The following is an 18,982-nucleotide window of genomic DNA, read 5'->3' as shown; positions in this document are numbered from 1 at the left end:
CTTGGCCAACATTCAGAAAATGAAAAATTCTCATTACAACCTCGCTGTAGTCGGAACCGGTTTCGCCTCTTCTTTTTTCCTAAAGGAGTATCTAAACCATCTTGGTGAAAACGATACCGTCGTGGTGCTAGAAAGAGGCACTTTTAACAACGGTGCACCAGGAAGAGAATACGGCGAACATAAAGGTTTTTCGTTTGACCAATCAATAGTTAACACCAACCCAAGTAAAGGCTGGGTACAACGTATCGGTTTTGGCGGAGGCACCTGCTGGACTGGCAACACTCCCCGCATGCACCCTAACGATTTTAGGACCAAAAGCCTATACAGCCACAGTGAAGACTGGCCAATTACCTATCAAGATCTCGAACCATTTTATGTAGACGTCGAACATACCATGGGGATTAGCGGTTCGGCCGACGGCCCCTTTCCACGTTCTAAACCTTATTTACTTCCGCCGCATCGACTAAATGCACTCGATCGCGAGTTCTTACGGAAATACCCCGGTGAACTTATTCCCATGCCGAGCGCACGGCCTAGTGCCGCTGGTGCAGGTAGAGCCATCTGTTGTGCTAACGGTATCTGCGACACCTGCCCAGTGGCTGCAAAGTTTCAAATCGATTTCCATATGCGCGCTATCTATCAAGACCCCAGAGTTACGTTAATTACCGAAGCAAATGTTACCAGCCTTGATATTCGCAATCAGATAGTAACCGGCATTCATTACACGAAAGATGGTGCCGAGCATTACGTTAATTGCGATTTAGCCGCGGTCGGTGCGCACGGCATTATGACACCCTATATTTTGTTAAACTCAGGACTAACCGATAACGCACTCGGACGCTATTTAAACGAACAAGTTTCGATTGGCGTGGATGTATTACTCGACGGCGTAAGAAATTATGACGGCAGTCAGATTATGACGGGCCTAGGAATAATGAAGTTGGATGGTGATTTTAGAAAAGACACCCCAGGGTTTTTACTCGAAAACTGGAACGTACCTTGGTTACGTGCCGAAGCTGGACGCTTTCGCGAACGCGGATATTTCAAACTTGTCTTTGAAGAGATCCCACAAGAATCCAATTTTGTTGGCCTTTCGGCTGCACACCCAGATAAACCTGAGGTGAATTACGCAGATAATTCTGCCTACGCTAATAATGCGCTGGCAAACGCCGAAGCGATAGTTGCTGATCTACTCGACGGCCTGCCAGTTGAAAGTTTCTCGATAAAACACCCCGAAGGCCTAGGCGGTGAAGCCCATGTGCAGGGCACAACGCGAATGGGAGTAGACCCAAATACAAGCGTGGTCGACGCGGGGTTAATTCATCACAAGGTCCGCAACTTACTGGCGCTCGGTAGCGGTGCATTTCCATCTTGCCCGGCAGCAAACCCGACATTAACCTTATCGGCGCTGTCAGTACGTGCTGCACGGCAGATAATGAGCTAAGGGCAAATTTATGACTATTAAGTTTAATCGACGACTTTTCCTGCTGGGTGGTCTTGCCTCTGGCATTTCAGTTACGGGTTACGGCATTTTTAAATGGTTAACCGGTCAACCTCAAGATATCGTTGTTGCTATATTAAAGCGGCGCCTGGGGTATTTGAATATCAACCATGACGATCTACTGAAATTTTCTTCTGACTATGTTGCATTTAAAAAGTCAGAACAAAAAAAGCTACGGCTGCTTTCACTTGCATCGCATCCCATGCGATTTTTTTCTCCCTATGCTTTACTGCCGCAGGGCAATCCGCTGCGACGCCTAGAGAATAATGTTGTTTCACAATTTCTGTTGTCTTCAAATTATTTTCACGACGGTGAAGATGATGCAAAAACCATCAACTACATTCAATTTTACGATCCAGTAAACACTATCTGCGCTAACCCAATTATGCGTTTTGTACAAAAAGCCGCCGCTAAAAAGTGACTTTAGCGACGGCTTTTTATTTGCGTTTCCAGCAGCTTCTGCTGTTTCTTAATTAACCGTTACTAACACGGTCGCTCTACTGAAATTACCTTGGTTGTCGGTCACCCAGTAATGAAAGCTATCGGTTCCGGTAAAACCGTGGGCTGAACGATACTCGATAGTGCCGTCTTGATTGTTAATAATGTAGCCATGTATTGGTGGCTCGTAACCATCCATACTGAGAGTGTCGCCATCAACATCTAGATCATTAGCGGTTAGATTTACGGTAATCGCTCCTCCAGAATTTACAACCAGTAGATCATCTACAGCAACAGGTGCTTTGCTATTTAGATCTATAGTGCCTAGGTCGTTCGCCTCCCAGCTACCACGATCTACTGCATCGACAGCGCTAGCATTCAACTTAGTTTTAAATCCAACTTTATGCAGTTCACCAGTCGCACGATCACTAAAGTATTGGCGGAATATTAGATAATAGTCGCCACTCGCTTGATCAGTATAGTAACCATCTTCAGTGAGGATTCGACGAAAATGGGTGCTACTGAATTCAAGCTTATCGCCACCACCAGGCAGTGGGTTAGTACCGATACTATCCTTTTTAGTGCCCGAGAAACTTACCGAGCCACCCGATGTAATCACTCGATCTTCGCCAATCCCATCGAACGACAATTCAAAGCGATCCAAACTCAGATTGTTGAGATTGATGACCTTATCAACGCCCTCATTATAATCAACATAGGTGTGTTCCACGTCTGTGATTGTATTGCCGACAAGAACATATTGGTCACGGCCCATATATTCCACCTTGTCATTCGCGTGTGACTTATAAAGACGTATACCTTCTTCAAAATGGTGAATCTTGGTATTTTTAAGAACCATATCAAACGTGTTGAGACCAAAATCAACAGCAAGCTGAGAGTCGTTAGTTGTACCAATCAGATCGAAGTCTGTTAATAGATAGTGTCCGGTGTACTCTAAGTTAACGCCATTTCGTACTTCCCAAGCCGTGAGGGTGCTAAACACTGTGTATATATCATGGCCCTGCTCTGGGTTACCTTTACCAACAAACAAACCAATTTTTGCGGCAAAGGCTTCGTTATCTTCAAAGCCACGAATCGGGGTATCTTCCACGTGTACCGTACCATCGCGTAGTGCTATAGCATCAGACAGACTGTAATCGTTTGGGTCTACGTGAATCATGGTGCCAGTGTGGTCGCGATGAAAATAGGTAAACCCGGTTTCCACGCTAGCAGCAATATTGTCAAACGACTTTACTAGACGACCGGTAAACCAAAAGCCATCACCACTGCGTCCGATATCGAACTTATGCTCGTCGTTGCCTAGCTTTGGATTTATCTTTTTGTTGCCCTCAGCTTTGATGGCGATGTTATTACTCCATATACCAATCTCGTTACCCGTCTCGGCTACGAAGCCAGCACCAAAGGTGTTGTAACTAGCATTATTGTGGAACATTGCGTGGCTATCGTGATGAACATAGCCCCAGCCTGGCGAACCAAATACAGCATTGCCGATCGCCATCGCTGGGTTGCGGTGGTCGTCTGTTCCACTGCGATGGAAGTGAAAGCTGTAACGGCCGCGGGCATTGCTGTCCGCTTTAACGTCAGCAATATTGCCGATATCAAAACTTTCTACAGATTTATCGGTGCGACCTAAGCCGTCGAAAGCCGCATAGCGTACATCCACATTTTTACTATGCATAAACATCAGGTGGCCGCGACGATGTACTGGCAGGCTCGCTGCATTTTCTGAGCGGATAGTAACGTTGCGAGTAAAGTTGGCAACGCTGGTTTTAAGGTCGGCCCGTGGGCTGTGGTGATCGTAAGTTAACGCAGAATCGAGCGTTATAACATTGCGGTTAATTGATGCAATTGTTTTAACTTCATCTTGAGTGCCTGCATAGCTAACGGCAGAACCGTCCCAGCCCCAGCCCATATAACTCGTTCCTGCAATTACCAAGGTGTCACCTACGTGCCAATTTGTTGGAGCCTTGACGAGTGTAAGCGTTGTGTCACCGCGAGATGGATCCTGACTCACTTTCAGGTGTACTGTTTTTTCTTGACCGTGAATTGCCGTGTGGCCATGGGCAATAATGCCGCGGCTTAATAACATTGGGTCCCAGCTAACATCTATATCGCCGTTATCAGCGATGACGATCTCTGCGCTTACACCTTCTTGAACAGGGTTTTCTTCGGTACCCATAATCCAATCACCAAGTGTACCAACCACCATGGTATCTACGGTTAGTTGTGATGAAGAACTCGAAGAGAAAATCAGGCTGCCATCAACACGCAAGGTGTCTAGGCGGGCACCGGCGACATCTGCCAAGGTTACCGTGAAGCCTTCTGGAATAAGTACTCGTGCATCATCCCCAGGAATTGCGCCCTCGGCCCAAATGCTCGCTGAACACCAGTCGCCGTCGGCTATTACTGCGTGAGTCACAAGCTGATAGTCAACCAACTCCATCATCGCCATGTGCTCGTTCATTTTCGAAACGTCCTGATGATTAGGAACGCCATCCGTCGTTTCTATGTTCGTTTGCGTTGCCATCTCAGCCAAGGCAAGTCCCTTACACGCCTTATTATTGGGCTTCGAGCCTACACTTGTTGGAACTGGGGTAGGGATTGGCGTTGGTTCAGCGGTTGGTACCACTGTCGGCGCTAGGGTAGGTGCAGTTGTTGGCAGCGCAGTTGGCGTAGTAGTCGGTGCAGCCGTTGGCGATACTGTAGGAGAAGCAGTCGGCAACGCGGTTGGTGCGACAGTTGGTATCGCGGTTGGCGCTGCGGTTGGTGCAATAGTAGGCAATGCCGTTGGGCTAGCTGTTGGGACTAAGCTAGGTGAAACTGTTGGAGCCAAGCTTGGTGCAACGGTAGGTACTAATGTTGTGACTGTAGTTGGCTGTGGTACGGGGATTTGAGTAGGTTCGACGACAGGCGAGTCTGTTGGTACAGCAGGTGTATTATCGGTATTGAGCGGCGTTGAACTGGGAGTCGACCCAGTCACAAGGCTATTCTCGCCTGTGCCACCACCACAACCAACCGCTAATGCGACCCAACCAACCAATACTACAGATTTAAAATTTACTACTCTCATTATTCCGATACCTCATTATACGTATGTTGCCGAATCTCTCGATCAGCAGACTTCAACGGCAGTTTAGCCATTAATGGGATGTGAATAGTGAAGTCGGTCACAGCAAATGAGTGGAACTAAAGTACCAATTAAATAGTGTGAGATAGTTCCGAAATAGGAATAGCTAGGCGCCATTTTAATCGCAATAGGTTATAGATAATCGGTTTTTATAATTAACTCTGGCACGAAAAACCTCTTTTTAACGATTATCCGAGGTTATACACTGTTGATCTAGATAAAATAATAGAAGTTGGTATGTGCTTCTCCACCGTACAACATAAACTCTATATTCCATTTATTACAATTAATCATACTTTAGTGGTGTTTTTTGTTGGGGCGAGTTCATACCTGCCTTTTTGATGCTAGCAGCGAAATAGTACCGTTGAATATAACAAGACTTATTCCTGTTAGTTCTATTAGCCAATTTACTTTGGCACCGAGGAGCGTTGAATTGATCAAAAAATCAACGTGATGAAAAGAAGCAGAGCGGACCAATACAAAACATATCAGAAGCCCGATGCCGACAATCGCAGTAGCAATAAAGACCATTTCTGTTCGATAGTAGGCGGTTAACCCGATCACACCCACTAGGCTTAACGCCACCATGCTGTAAATAAACAAGAGCTGAAAATGGCGTCGCTGGCTATACCAACCGTGTTCTGCCGCACTATAGCGCAGCAGCTGGGTAAACAGACTCTGTAAATCTAACTGTTTGTTAATTGCCAGCAACATGCAGGTTATAGCGACAAACAACCAGAACCTGCGTAGCTTTACTAGCCGCACAGGATACTGAGCTAAGGCTGGCGGGTTATATTTTGTGTAAACCAGTGTCGCCGTTACCGCCGCCACCAAATAGGCCAACACGGTTAACCAGCCAACAACACTGGGGTCACCAATTTGCGGCGACCAACTAATCTCGCTCAGTAGCCTATCCAAAAAATACCCACCTGGAGCCGATTAACGCCAATATCTTCGTTAGTTCAGACCAATACGAATCGAGACATTTGCCTTAGATATATTCCCCTGATTATCACTCACCCAGTAGTTGAACGTATCGGTGCCAACATAATTAATCGCTGGTCTATAAGTTAAGCGTGCACTGGAATCGTAAAAAAGGTATCCATGAATTGGGTCTTCGTAGCTGTCGATCGTTAACTTGTCGCCATCAACATCAAGATCATTGGCAATTAAGTCGAGAGTTACGTCAGTATTGGCATCAACGTTAAACACGTCGTTACCTGCAACCGGCGGTACACTTAGTAAATTGATTTCACCATTGAGTTGCGCTTCCCAGCTTCCCCGCTCAACCGTGTCTTTCGCTTCATCTGTTAGGCGAACCTTAAACCCATATTTATGTAACTCCCCGGTCGCGCGGTCACTAAAGTACTGTCGGAATACAACGAAGTAATCGCCGCTAAGCGGCTCTATATAGTAACCATCCTCACTTAGAATACGGCGGAAATGGTTGCTGCTAAACGTCAAAACATCCCCGCCGCCAGGCAAGGGGTTGGTGCCAATACTGTCGGCTTTACTGCCGGAAAATGTCATAGTTCCGCCGCCAGTTGCCAACAGATCTTCGCTTACGTTATCAATGCTTACACTAAACCGACCGGGAACTAGATCTGTAACTGAAAGCACTTGGTCCACTTTAGAATCGTAATCTAGGTATTCAGTTTCAACATTTTTAAAGCTCACACCCACTAGCGCATATTGATCATGCCCCATATAACGCTCGTTATCTTTCGCATGAACCTTAGACAACAACACACCTTCGGAGAAATTTTCAATACTGGTATTAGCGACAACCATATCAAATGTGTTTTGCCCAAACTCAACGCCTAACTCCGCCTGGCCAGTTGCGCCAATAAGATCAAAATCATGCAACAGGTAATGGCCCGTGTACTCTAGGTTAACGCCATTCTTCACTTCCCACGCGGTAAAATTGGCCAATACAGTGTAGATATCGTGACCCTGCTCAGGGTTTGCTTTACCAACAAACAAGCCGATTTTCGACGCCAGGGCTTCGTTGTCGGTAAAGCTACGGATAGGTGTATCTTCAACATGAACGCTGTCATTGCGCAATGCGATAGCATCGGAAAGACTGTAGTCATTAGGGTCTACATAGATCATTGTTCCAGTGTGATCGCGGTGAAAATAGGTAAAGCCACTACCAACACTCGCCGCAATATTGCCAAACGATTTAACCAAGCGACCCTGAAACCAAAAGCCGTCGCCACTACGTGCAATATCAAAAGACGCCTCATCGTTGCCTAACTTCGGATTGACGTTTTTATTACCCTTAGCGCGAATCGCAATGTTGTTACTCCAAATACCAATTTCATTGCCCGTCTCCGCAACGAAGCCAGCGCCGTGGGTATTAAAACTCGCATTATTGTGGAACATCGCGTGGCTATCATGGTGGACATATCCCCAGCCGGGAGACCCAAACACCGCATTGCCAACGGCTATCGCCGGCTTGCTATGATCAGCGGTTCCGGAACGGTGAAAGTGAAAACTGTAGCGGCCTCGCGCATTGCTATCTGGGTGTACGCCGGTTGCACTATCTACTATGTCTTCAATATCTTGGCTATCAATAGACTTGTCGGTACGACCTAACTCGTGGAACTCCGCGTAGCGTACGTCGACATCATTGCTGTGCATAAACATCACATGGCCACGACGATGCACGGGAAGTTGATCCGCGTTCTCGGTGCGAATCGTGACACTGCGGGTGAAGTTAGCAACGCTGGTTTTTAAATCACTGCGTGGGGAGTGATGGTCAAAGGCAAGCGGCGCACTTAAGGTAACAAGATTCGAGTTAATTGCGGCTATGGTTCGAACTTCGTCTTCGCTACCACCGTAGCTAACGGCAGAGCCATCCCAGCGCCAACCAATATATTTGGTTGCAGCGATAACAATGGTATCGCCAACCTGCCAGTTGAGCGGCGTCTGCATTAAGGTAAGTGTACTGTCATTTTGTGAAGGATCAGACGCAACTTTCACATGAGAAGTCTTTTGTTGGCCATAGATGGACGTATGGCCGTGCGCGATAATACCGCGGCTAAGCAACAGTGGATCCCAATCGACGTCGATATCACCATTGTCGGCAATGATGATTTCAACTTCTACGCCGCTCTGAACAGGGTTACTGCTTGTACCAATAATCCAATTACCGTTAACACCAACCACCATGGTGTCCAGCCGTAAACGGCTTGACTTGGACGTTGAAAAACTCAGCGTGCCGTCAACTCGTATTGTTTTAATCGTTGCTGTAGACACTTCATCGTAGACAACTGTTCGTCCTGCGGGGATCAGAACAGCTGCATTATGGCCAGGAATACGACCGCCCTCCCACGTACTGGTATCGCACCAGCGCCCACTCGCTACAGCGGTATGGGTTACGTCATCACCCGATACCAATTCCATTGCCGCCATATGTTCATTTTGCTTTATGACATCGTCGTGCATGGTTGTATCGGGCGGTGTTACTTCTGGATGCAAACCCACAACCTCTACCGGATCACCCTCACATACGCGCGCAGAATTTTCAGTGGGTATCTCTGGTGGCGGTAAACTCGGGAAGCTGGCGCCACTGCTACTGGAACTAGTACTGGTGCTTGAACTAGTGCTACCGCCACTTGTGGACTTACCACTTGAACTCGATGAGCTACTGGTCGAACTGCTACTTGTAGTAGAACCATTACCGACACCATCGCCGGGACCATTGGCTGTTTCATTGATTAAGCTATTTTCACTAGCCCCGCCACCGCAAGCACTCAAAAAAAGTACCGTAAGGGCTATAGTCGATAGCTTCGTAATGGCCCTAAACATAAGTGAACCTCAGAAAATAAATAGAAGGTGGAACGAAATCACGCGCGCATTATGCCGCAGGTGGGTAGTTTACGGGGCAACTCTATTGTAGGACTTGAGCTATATCACTAACACCTCAGCGCTTGAGCGGGCAGCGCATTTAATGTGACATAGTTCCAGCTATTACATTTTATAACATCCGACGGACGTTTTAGAGCGAATAGAAGTTGGGCAGAACTGCAGCAGTAACCCTAGGGAACCCCTTTAAACACTGCCAAACTGCAACCGATCAGGTCAATCGTTCTTCAACAGTGTAGCCACGATTTACGTAACCGAAGATGGCCCCGGCAATCAGGAAGGTTATCGAATTTAGAGAAGAATTAGGTAACAAATCAACTAAATTGATTGAAAGTAAAAAACCTAGCCCAGCGGTATAAACAGGTACAACAAACTTCTTCTTTGCCTCACCAAACATTAGGAGAAATATCGGTATACAGAGTAAACCGAAGAATGAAAGGTAACCTAACCATCCATAGGCGCCGTACACACCTACCCATGTACCATCAATTACACTAAGATCCTCGCCGGTAATCGGATCCCAAATTCGCTGACGGCCCCAGCCACCCCATCCAAATAAAGATCGCTCACCCGCTTTCTCTAGCAATCGGTCTTCATGCATAAAGCGAAAACCTAAGCTTTGTGCTCGATCTTCACTTCTTGCCAAGAAAAATTCATAAATATCATCCGTTGGGATGACCTCTGCCGCCCTCAACATCGGGTAAAGAAACACAATTAACGCAAACACAAAGGCGACTTTTGTCCATATTTTTGTCGAGGTAAACTGAATTACCAACAAGGCTATAACTGCATAGATCACCGCGCTCCAGGTTTTACACAGCGCTAAAACAACGATCATAAATGTCATTTTTAGAAAGCCGAACTTTTTCATCTCGGCAAATTTTTCTTTCCAAAAAATCGCACATGCTATTGAACTCATAGCAATAAACATCGCAACGTAGAGTCCATGCCCTAAGAATACAACGGGACGAAAGCCACCATCGCGCATTTGCTGGCCAAAAGAATGAGGGAAATAACCGTAAAACTTCGCGTGTAGCTGCGGGCTCATACGAACCTCCCAAAGCGAAGGAATTGTATAGATCACACCAGCAATAATAAAAATTCTAAGGCACTCTCTATGGCTCTTGGCCGTAGCTAGAAACGTCGCACCGAGCATCACCGGCACGTAGCGATTTGTAAAACTGTTAAATTCCATACTGATAATATCGGAAATGGTTAACCCAGGGCGAACCGTTGGCCCATACACCAAAGCATCGCCATTCGCTAACGCGGTACACAGTGGGTAAAGTATCGATAAAAATAACAGCAGTTTTAAAGTTGGATTGTCGGGGATTAGCGAGAATTTGTAATAACGCGAACGCATGTAGAACAACGCTACCAGCGATGGCAACGTTGACTTATCAATTGGTGGAAGTAAAGGTAGGTCTATCCCAAATCCATAGGGAAGAAGTAAGTAGGGTACCAACAATAACAGTACCGCTGCTTCAGACGCGCTCCGCCCCTTAATTACAAAGCCAGCCAAAATTGGCCAGCCAAATAACATAATATGAGCGAGTGAATTGGGCATAGTGGTTAGAGTGACAAACGCTTGAAAATCATTTCGGGAATGTTTGTTATAACGGTCATAATCAACCACCAAAACCCCGGCGTATAGATGGTATTTTTCTTCGAAACGATCCCTTTCACAATACTTTTCGCAACTACATCTGGCGTTGCCCAAAGCGGCCCCGATTTGTCAAAAGCGGCCGTCATTGGAGTATCAACGAAACCCGGCTTAACCGTAAGCACATGAACGCCCTTTGAAAATAAGCGATTGCGTAACCCCTGACAAAAAATAGCGACAGCACCTTTAGCGCTACCATAGGCGTAGTTACTCTTGCGGCCTCGATCCCCCGCTACTGAGCCAATCGCAGCAATCGTCCCCTGTCGTACCTTTTCCATTCTTAATGCAAGCGCGTGCATAACCGCCATATAGGACAATGCGTTTACATTGTACACTCGACTAAATTCTGCCCAGTCATTTTCGCACTTAGCTTGGTCGGGTAAATCGCCATGGGCGATAAGCGCAATGTCTACACCGCCATAGGTGTCCCAGCAACGTTGAATCAAAGCATCGATGTCATCGAGTGCATCCAAGTTAGCAACTACCGAAGTTGCAACACAGCCAAACCGCTCACTTAAATCAGTACCGATAGACTCTAATCGATCCACATTTCGACCAACCAAAATAAATTGTGCCGTGTCCTTCTCCAACTCCGCAAGCTGTCTCGCCACTGCCTGGGCAATCGCGGATGTCGCACCTACGATAAGTATTTTATTCATTTCAATCCCTCAGTCACTCGCCGCCAAAAGCTCGAGCTAAATTGATCATCTATATACTGCTCAAATTCCTGCCACTGCGGGAAAAAGCGTGAAAATGCGTCTGCGGACATACGCGCATCTTTTGCAGGATACACCCGTCCACCATTATTAATGACGATTTTATCTAACTCAGAAAATAGCGCCAGGGTGCGGGCACCGCGGTTAGAAAAATCCAGCGCTAAGGTTATACCCTTCATTGGAAATGAAAGTATTCCAGGTGATTGCTTATCCCCAAAAACTTTTAAAACGGCAAGAAACGACGCGTTACCCGAATGACTAATCAGGGTTAACATTTTTTCAATTGCCGCTGCGCCTTCGTCATTATCACCAAAGGGAACAACGCACTGATACTGATAAAACCCTTTCTTTCCATAGATGCGATTCCACTTAAGAAGTTTATCTAACGGGTAGAAAAAGGGTTCGTAATAGCTCTGCTGAATTCCAGGCGTGCCCATACAACCTTTTTTGTAATAAACCTCATTAAACGCCCGCACTGAGTATTTATTCAACGCAAATGATGGGAAATTAAAAGGCACGGAGACTTGACGATTAGCAGGAGTTGTAATCGAGCGACGCTCACTATGCTCACCATAGGAAAATATTCCACGCCCGAGAGCGGAACCGCCGGCGATACAATCGATCCAGGCCACGCTATAGGTCGAGGCGTTATATTGCTTGAATAAATCTAGCCCCTGAGCAAGATTGGCGAAGGGAATATTTTCGACATCAACTAAATTGCTTACTATCTTTTTAAGCTGTAACTTAACGGTAAGTATCAAACCGGTTAAACCCAAGCCGCCGATTGTTGCAGCAAACAACGGTTTGTTTTCAGTCAAGCTACACCACATTGTTTCACCATTCGATCTAACTAAATCGAAACCCAACACGTGACAACCGAAGGTGCCTGCACAGTGGTGATTTTTGCCGTGGACGTCATTCGCCACAGCGCCACCTAAGGACACAAATTGAGTCCCCGGTGTTACCGGTAAAAACCAGCCCGCGGGAACGCAAAAACTGAGTATATCTTGCAAGCTTGTACCGGCTTCACAATGCAAAACACCACTGTCTCGATCGAACGATAAAACGCGATTTAGACTTGATGTTTGCAGTAGTGCACCACCATCGTTGACAGGCACATCGCCGTAACTTCGGCCGTATCCATAGGCGAGGAAAGGGCCTTCGGCACGAGAAAAATCAGGTGCGCTATCGCTCCAAGTTAACGGCAGTAAGCGATGCTCAGCTACTGGTATATTTCCCCACGACCACGTTTTCATAGACATTTACCGCTAAATTAAACCAGCTACAAATAACACCATCAAAACCAATCCACCCGCGTACCAACTATTTTTATCTACAATTGCAAAGCTAATTGGATCTTCATTCATTTGCCCGCGAGCAGTTAGCATCCACACACGCATAACCCAATAACCTATAATCGGACAAATCAACCAGAGAATTTCTGGATGGCGATAGAGCTGTACTACCTCGTCACTGTTGATATAGAAAGCCAAAACAAGCACCGACATAAACGCGGAACAACCACCTAGATTTTGTAAGATCACAAGGTCGGAAATATAATATCCGCGGCCACTCACCTTTTCTTCTCCAGACTTTTCGCTAGCATTAACTTCTTCGGCCGTTTTAATCAGTTCGCTGACACGCTTTACAATCGCTAGAGAGAGAAACAAAAACATTGAGAAACACAGTAGCCAAAACGACAAAGGTACACTGATCGCTGCGCCACCTGCAATTACCCGTATTGTAAATAAGCTTGCCAATACGATCACATCTACCGTCTGCAAACGCTTTAGTTTGAAACTGTAGATAATGGTTAGAAACAAATAGACCAATAACGCGATTACGAAAAGAAGATTCAAGCAAACGGCAAGGCCTAAGCCGGCAGCCATTAGCCCCGTAAACATTAATACCCCAGCCGGAATGCTGATGGTACCTGCAGCCAGTGGGCGCCGGCATTTGGTACGATGCTTACGATCGGCCTCCAGATCGAACATATCATTCAACAGATAAGTCGCCGAGGCGCATAAGCCAAAACTAATAAAGGCGACGATAACGTCGGATATCATTCCCACATTGGCGAGCTGATGCGCAGTAAGCAATGGCACCACCAATAATGCATTCTTCGCCCACTGGTGAACGCGAATTGCTTTTAGGAAAACCTTAAACCCAGCTTTCTCATCTTTAAAGTTTTTTTCGACGTCCGTCACTGCTGCCGCTTTTTTCTCTAGTTTTTCATCGCCTACCACCAAGGCGCGACGAGAATGCTTCCAGACTAAAAGATCTTTATCTTCGTTACCTAGATAATCAAACCCCCGCTCGCCGAACCTCTCGACCGCAGTACGCGCTTTATTTTTGCCGGTAAGGTTTTGACTAGCATCCGACGCCATAACACCGCTAAAAATATTTAGGTGCGCAGCAACTCGATTTGCAACTTCAGACCAACTACCAGTACACAGTATTATTTCCCGTCCGTTAGTTCTTTCATTTTCGAGGTAATCAATCACCTCGGTTCGGTACGGAAGCACCTCAACATTAAGCTTGGTACGCTCGGCGAGTTCTCGTTTTAACGTTGTTTTTCCTTGCAACAACCACAACGCCATCAGCGGCAACAACCAAGGCTGGCCTTTAATAAACAGAATGGCTGTTTCAAACAGGGTGTCGGTGCGCACTAATGATCCATCGAGATCCACCAGCAGCGGAACACCTTCGATATTTTCACTCATAATGTTTCTTCACTTGAGAGTTTTAGTTTTTGTGCAGCGATATATTGATAACGCATCATCACCGCAAGACCAATAAAGATTGCAAACCACAAGGTAACTACACGGCAGATGATGGTCGCCACAGTCGCGTCGGAAAAGCTAACCCCCAAAGCAACCAATAGCCCAGCCATTACCGCTTCGGCGCCGCCCAAGCCGCCGGGTAAAAATGAAATCGCACCAACAATCATACTCAGGGCATAGATGCCAGCGACAATTAATGTGGCATCTTCGCCGGTTAACCAGGTTACCAGAAGCATTAACCCCCAGGCTTCAGCTCCCCAGGCAATTACACCCAATATCAAACCAATTAACCACACTCGCCAAACCATATAGCGTGCAGCTGATTCCATCATGTCGATAAGGTGAGAGAGCGTATAGTGTAACTTCTGATTGTTAATTTTTGCTTGCAGCCAACGCAAGAATATTACGAGATATGGACTACGCACACAGCCTGCCGCCAACAATACAACCACGATTACCGCTATACCGATCCAGCGATATTCGGCAAACCGAGTAAGTGCTAGTGCACCGATGAATAAAACCGAAATCAAATCGATAAGGCGTTCAGCAAACAGTGCCGCCAAACTATCTTTAACGGCGACACCGTGAGGGCGTAGATAATACGAGCGTAGCGCCTCACCTACTTTACCGGGGGTTGCAGTTAAGGCAAAGCCGGAAAGATAACAACTTAGATGCGCACGCAGCGGTACCCAAACGCCAGTAACCTGACCAATCATCAAATGCCAGCGAAAAAAACGCAGGCCATAGTTAAAAAGTGACAATACCAACAATAGGCCGAAGCCTACCCAGCCTACGCGCTGCAGCCCCGCATAAACTTCATCAAAACCGGAATAGAATGCCCAAACGGCGTAGAGGAATATACTGGCTACGGTTACTGTGAGTACTTTATTAATTTTTCCCACAGCTATTTTTCTACCATAGCTTTGGTTTTAGCTCCGTACCGGCGATAGACACCTAAATTCGATTTCGAATCATTTACCACGAGTTCAAAGTTACTTTTTAATGGCTCGTATTCGGACCAACCGGTAATGCCCTGCCAATCGGCCAAGTAAGCTATATCGCTCTGTACAATATAGTGCATTAGACAATTTTTCTTACCGTTAATAAATACGGTTTCATCGTCAACTTCTGGACAAAACGCGCGACCTTTTTTAGCGGCTAAGGCATCGGGGTTAACCTTGCCATCTAAATTCTTAGTGCGATCGTGAAAATAGCCAAGGGTGCCGGTTTGTATCGCTGCTACCCATTGGTCGTCGGGCACATTCTGCTCCACCCAATTAATCACTTGAATATGTTCGTGGGGCATTCCAGTAAAATATATTCGCACGTTTAATCCAGCAACGAGTAACACCACCACAAGGCCTGCGATACTCGCGCTAGGCAGTTTCGCGCGGCCGACCATCGACCAGATATGAAACGCGATAGTAATTGTAAACATGGCAAAAAATACCGCTAGCACTGATAAATAGCGCGCTACGAAATGCTTCGCACCAAAAAATATTCCGTAATAAAACGCAAAACAAAATGCGACTATTGCGCCAAAGATCATCAAGGTGCGATGACCGCGGTTAAGCTTCCGAAACATCATCACCCACAACACTATCGCCAGCGCTATAAGCAAACAACAAAATGCGACTACCGCGGGTTGCTGCTGCAGGCTTTGTGGGATTGGAACAATTATCGATAGGTATTCTACTAGCGTAGAGGGTATGACAACGAGATTCTGTGCGAACGACTTAGCGTCTTGCGCCTGACCGCTAATCGGCATAAACGAACCGAAGTTGAGGTAATTTGAAATCAACCAAGGTGAAGCGACAATAACGGAGGTCGTTCCAAATACCAAGGTGCGAACAAAGCGTTCGCGTAAATGCGCCGCGCCAAGATGTGCACCTCTATATAGATACGACACGCATGCCGCGAAGATAATAAAAACGGAATCTATTCGCACCCAAAACAAAAGCCCCAACAGCAAGCCTACAGCGATGGATTTCTTGTAGCTCCAGAGATTACCTGCATCTGCATCCGTCTCATAAAAAGTACTGATTACCACAGCGATAACAAGCGCGTATACGCCCGTTTCTAAGAAATTCATGCTATGGGGAAGCAACTGCGGGCTCGCAAAGAGAAGCGCCGCTCCAATTATTGCAATTTGATTACCGTAAAGATGGGTCTTAAACACTTTCAAAAATAGACGGTAAACCACCAAGGCAAATAGGCAGCTCGCTACAAACTGCACCAAATGTGACACTATCACGCCGTAGAATTTATCTGCACCTACAGCCAAGTACCCCAAAGCCCAAATAAAGGTGACGAAAGGCTGTGTACCGTTAGTTGGTATCGTACCCTCGGCGGTACTCATCCCAAACCCTAGGGCTAAATTACGTGCAATGGTCAGCATTAAGTAGCCATCTTCAGATGGGAACTGTTGCATTATTCTATCGACTCCACCGAACAACGGAAGTAGTCGAGCGATTAATCCAATCAGTAAGAGTAAGCCACTAAAAACAAAGACTGCATTGGGTATTCGTCTTGGGGTCACTGTAGAGATTCCTCAATAATTGAAAGTAACAACTGAATTAGTGTTGAATTCGGGGGTCATGTGCAGGCTAACCGTGCAGATACTAACGGCTGATCGGCAGTCTAAACGTACATGAATTAATAACGTACTCGTTCGGATTTTGAACGGGTTACGCTCAGGCTTAGACAACGCTGGCTTACGGCTTGTGATCTTAGCAAAATCAAAGATTTTAATCACTTCTAATGAACCCCCGCAGGTACATTTAGTTGTCATTAATGATGCTCCACGTTGCGCTAGTATCGCGGATATCTCCTGTGCAATACTTACCGCATTTCCAATAGCCTACGCCAGCATTTATTTATAAGGACACTCCACATGAAGCGACTCCTAAAAACAATAGTATTTGGCGCACTCAACAAGCTGGGGAAACGGCTCGAGCCCAACCCTCATTACGCCGTTAAGGGTTACAAAATTGATGAAGATTTGGCCACTATCATTAACAATCGCTCTCCGATTTGCCTAGATGTTGGCGCCAATGTTGGTCAAACCATTGAAATGCTAGTCGACTCATTAGATAACCCTAAGGTTTTCTCTTTCGAACCGTCTACCGCAATTCACCAGGCGCTAGCCGACAAGATTCGCCAAAATCTACCCAAGTGGAATAATGTCGAGCTTTTTAAACTTGCCTTAGGGGAAGCACCTAGCGAACTTGAATTTAAAAACTACGGCAACACCTTACTAAGCTCATTTTTAGATTTGGCTGATGACACCAGAAATCCTTTTCACGGCAATAAAGATACGGTAACCACACTGGAAACCGTTGAGGTATCCACTGTTGACCTCTTTGTGCAGGAACACAATCTAAGCCAAATAGATCTTTTAAAAATAGATACCCAAGGCTTTGATCTCAACGTACTTAAAGGGGCGAAAAAGAGTTTCGAACAAGGATTGATCAAGAACGTTTTTCTAGAAATGAACTTCTGCCCACTTTACGACAAGCAAGGATCGCCAAGCCAAATGATCGACTTCCTTGCCCAATATGACTTTCAGTTAGTCGATATTTACGAAAAATACCGCTCCCATGGAACACCACACTTATCCTGGTGTTCGGGGTTGTTTAGTATTTTGAATACCCCCGCCAAGTAACTTTTGGCGGGGGCGTTCACAGGCTATTACCTTTTCTAATACACGCTCTTCGAACAAAATTACCGACTAAAATATTTGCTCATTAGCTCATACAGCTTATCTACTGCGCCACCGTGAACAATACCCGTGTGAGTCGCGGCTATCTCTGCAACCTCGATGCTACCTTTTACTATTTTTGAGAAACCATAATCGTGCTTGAGCTCATAGCCGATGCCAACTTGCTCACTGCTTGCTTTAACTAGCAAGACATCAAACGGATAGTTATGCTCATCAACATTATACATCTGAGTAAGTACGCGTAATGCTGCGCCCTGCGGATTTGGCCGTTTCAAATTAACCGTTGCTGAAACCTGCTTTGGTTTTATTACCTTATTTAACAGCCGATTCGCCACATTAACCACACCCTGGCGCCGACAGAGCTTAATAATATCGGGGACTATTTTTCTAAAGCGCCGTGTTTTCTGGTTGGGTAAGCGCGTATCTAAAAGCACAATATGCTTAACGTTATATCCACGTGCGACTAATTGCACCGCAACCTCTAAGGCCAATAGTCCACCAAATGATAGCCCGGCTAAAATAATATTCTTACTGGCGTCCTGTCTCGTAATAGCCTCTATATAGGCATCCACTAAACCATTGATGGTTAATTTCGATGCGCCGCTCGCCTGATGCTCAATAATATTTATTTCTTGTTTCGCATAGGCGCCGTAAACCGGAATATCGGAGAACTTTTCGGCTAAGGGTCTATAGATCTCAACACCGGCTAAGCAATACATAACACAATCGACTGAAGCGTCAACTTTGTTGAGACTAACCACGCTCGCATTTTTCGACGAGACATCGCCCGCATCAGCAGTTAGTAGCCTTATCGTTGGGGCCTCAAAAATACTCGACAAAGGAAATTCAACGCCGGTAGCGACTTTCATTTCTTTAATTAAGGTAATCGCCGACATGGAGTCGCCGCCCATCGCAAAGAAATCGTCATCGATACTAACAGCTGTTCGGGCTAATATTCGCCTCCAAACGGAAACTAAAGCGCGATCGAAGTCGTTGCGCGCGTAACTAGCACTCAAATCATCAGAGAAACTTTCCAATTCAGGCTTAGGTAAGGCCTTGCGATCAACCTTGTTATTAGGTGTTTGCGGAAATGAAGGCAAACACACAAAGTGCGCAGGGATCATGTAGTCCGGCAAGCTTTC

At 46.1% G+C, this 18,982-nt stretch carries 13 protein-coding genes; 3 read left to right on the top strand and 10 right to left on the bottom strand.

Going from position 1 to position 18,982, the window contains the following annotated elements:
- The first annotated feature begins 19 nt into the window (after positions 1-19).
- Complete coding sequence (locus tag IDZ20_RS00115; RefSeq protein ID WP_188149394.1) at positions 20-1,444, top strand: GMC oxidoreductase; 1,425 nt, start codon at positions 20-22, stop codon at positions 1,442-1,444.
- Positions 1,445-1,454: 10 nt separating this feature from the next.
- Entirely contained in the window at positions 1,455-1,922 is a 468-nt protein-coding gene (locus IDZ20_RS00110) for a hypothetical protein (RefSeq protein ID WP_188149393.1), read from the top strand.
- A 48-nt stretch (positions 1,923-1,970) separates the two neighbouring features.
- On the opposite strand, the gene IDZ20_RS00105 is transcribed toward IDZ20_RS00110, so the two are convergent.
- The 9 genes from IDZ20_RS00105 to IDZ20_RS00065 form a co-directional block, all read right to left on the bottom strand.
- Positions 1,971-5,030 carry an Ig-like domain-containing protein gene (locus IDZ20_RS00105; RefSeq protein WP_188149392.1) on the bottom strand — a complete coding sequence of 1,020 codons (3,060 nt, stop codon included), beginning with the start codon at positions 5,028-5,030 and terminating at the stop codon, positions 1,971-1,973.
- Between the two features lie 381 nt (positions 5,031-5,411).
- Positions 5,412-6,005 carry an isopropylmalate isomerase gene (locus IDZ20_RS00100; RefSeq protein WP_188149391.1) on the bottom strand — a complete coding sequence of 198 codons (594 nt, stop codon included), beginning with the start codon at positions 6,003-6,005 and terminating at the stop codon, positions 5,412-5,414.
- A gap of 39 nt (positions 6,006-6,044) precedes the next feature.
- Positions 6,045-8,900 (bottom strand): G8 domain-containing protein, encoded by a 2,856-nt coding sequence (locus IDZ20_RS00095; protein WP_188149390.1) that lies wholly within the window; start codon positions 8,898-8,900, stop codon positions 6,045-6,047.
- Positions 8,901-9,168: 268 nt separating this feature from the next.
- Positions 9,169-10,524, bottom strand: a complete 1,356-nt coding sequence (locus IDZ20_RS00090; RefSeq protein ID WP_188149389.1) for a hypothetical protein — start codon at positions 10,522-10,524, stop codon at positions 9,169-9,171.
- Between the two features lie 5 nt (positions 10,525-10,529).
- A complete protein-coding gene (locus tag IDZ20_RS00085) occupies positions 10,530-11,279 on the bottom strand; it encodes an SDR family oxidoreductase (RefSeq protein WP_188149388.1) in 750 nt (249 codons plus the stop codon).
- A complete protein-coding gene (locus IDZ20_RS00080) occupies positions 11,276-12,592 on the bottom strand; it encodes an FAD-binding oxidoreductase (RefSeq protein WP_245792028.1) in 1,317 nt (438 codons plus the stop codon). Before IDZ20_RS00080 ends, IDZ20_RS00085 begins: the two co-directional genes overlap by 4 nt.
- 12 nt (positions 12,593-12,604) lie before the next feature.
- Positions 12,605-14,059 (bottom strand): UbiA family prenyltransferase, encoded by a 1,455-nt coding sequence (locus IDZ20_RS00075; protein ID WP_188149386.1) that lies wholly within the window; start codon positions 14,057-14,059, stop codon positions 12,605-12,607.
- Entirely contained in the window at positions 14,056-15,021 is a 966-nt protein-coding gene (locus IDZ20_RS00070; RefSeq protein WP_188149385.1) for a lysylphosphatidylglycerol synthase transmembrane domain-containing protein, read from the bottom strand. Before IDZ20_RS00070 ends, IDZ20_RS00075 begins: the two co-directional genes overlap by 4 nt.
- 2 nt (positions 15,022-15,023) lie before the next feature.
- Entirely contained in the window at positions 15,024-16,658 is a 1,635-nt protein-coding gene (locus IDZ20_RS00065) for a hypothetical protein (RefSeq protein WP_245792027.1), read from the bottom strand.
- Between the two features lie 354 nt (positions 16,659-17,012).
- Between IDZ20_RS00065 and IDZ20_RS00060 the strand changes: the two genes are divergently transcribed.
- Positions 17,013-17,783 carry an FkbM family methyltransferase gene (locus IDZ20_RS00060; protein WP_188149384.1) on the top strand — a complete coding sequence of 257 codons (771 nt, stop codon included), beginning with the start codon at positions 17,013-17,015 and terminating at the stop codon, positions 17,781-17,783.
- 59 nt (positions 17,784-17,842) lie between these two features.
- Here the strand turns inward: IDZ20_RS00060 and IDZ20_RS00055 are convergent.
- The coding region (locus tag IDZ20_RS00055) for a phosphopantetheine-binding protein (RefSeq protein ID WP_245792026.1) at positions 17,843-18,982 on the bottom strand (1,140 nt) is incomplete at its 5' end.

Source organism: Teredinibacter waterburyi, assembly GCF_001922985.1.
GTDB lineage: Bacteria > Pseudomonadota > Gammaproteobacteria > Pseudomonadales > Cellvibrionaceae > Teredinibacter > Teredinibacter waterburyi.
Note: the sequence above shows the minus strand (reverse complement) of the source record. Positions and strands in the feature narration are given on the sequence as shown.

What these genes read in the sequence shown, in the direction of transcription:
- IDZ20_RS00110 (WP_188149393.1), top strand. Translation starts at nt 1,455, where the DNA reads ATGACTATTAAGTTTAATCGACGACTTTTCCTGCTGGGTGGTCTTGCC.
- IDZ20_RS00085 (WP_188149388.1), bottom strand. Translation starts at nt 11,279, where the DNA reads ATGAATAAAATACTTATCGTAGGTGCGACATCCGCGATTGCCCAGGCA.
- IDZ20_RS00090 (WP_188149389.1), bottom strand. Translation starts at nt 10,524, where the DNA reads ATGCCCAATTCACTCGCTCATATTATGTTATTTGGCTGGCCAATTTTG.
- IDZ20_RS00095 (WP_188149390.1), bottom strand. Translation starts at nt 8,900, where the DNA reads ATGTTTAGGGCCATTACGAAGCTATCGACTATAGCCCTTACGGTACTT.
- IDZ20_RS00105 (WP_188149392.1), bottom strand. Translation starts at nt 5,030, where the DNA reads ATGAGAGTAGTAAATTTTAAATCTGTAGTATTGGTTGGTTGGGTCGCA.
- IDZ20_RS00075 (WP_188149386.1), bottom strand. Translation starts at nt 14,059, where the DNA reads ATGAGTGAAAATATCGAAGGTGTTCCGCTGCTGGTGGATCTCGATGGA.
- IDZ20_RS00115 (WP_188149394.1), top strand. Translation starts at nt 20, where the DNA reads ATGAAAAATTCTCATTACAACCTCGCTGTAGTCGGAACCGGTTTCGCC.
- IDZ20_RS00080 (WP_245792028.1), bottom strand. Translation starts at nt 12,592, where the DNA reads ATGAAAACGTGGTCGTGGGGAAATATACCAGTAGCTGAGCATCGCTTA.
- IDZ20_RS00060 (WP_188149384.1), top strand. Translation starts at nt 17,013, where the DNA reads ATGAAGCGACTCCTAAAAACAATAGTATTTGGCGCACTCAACAAGCTG.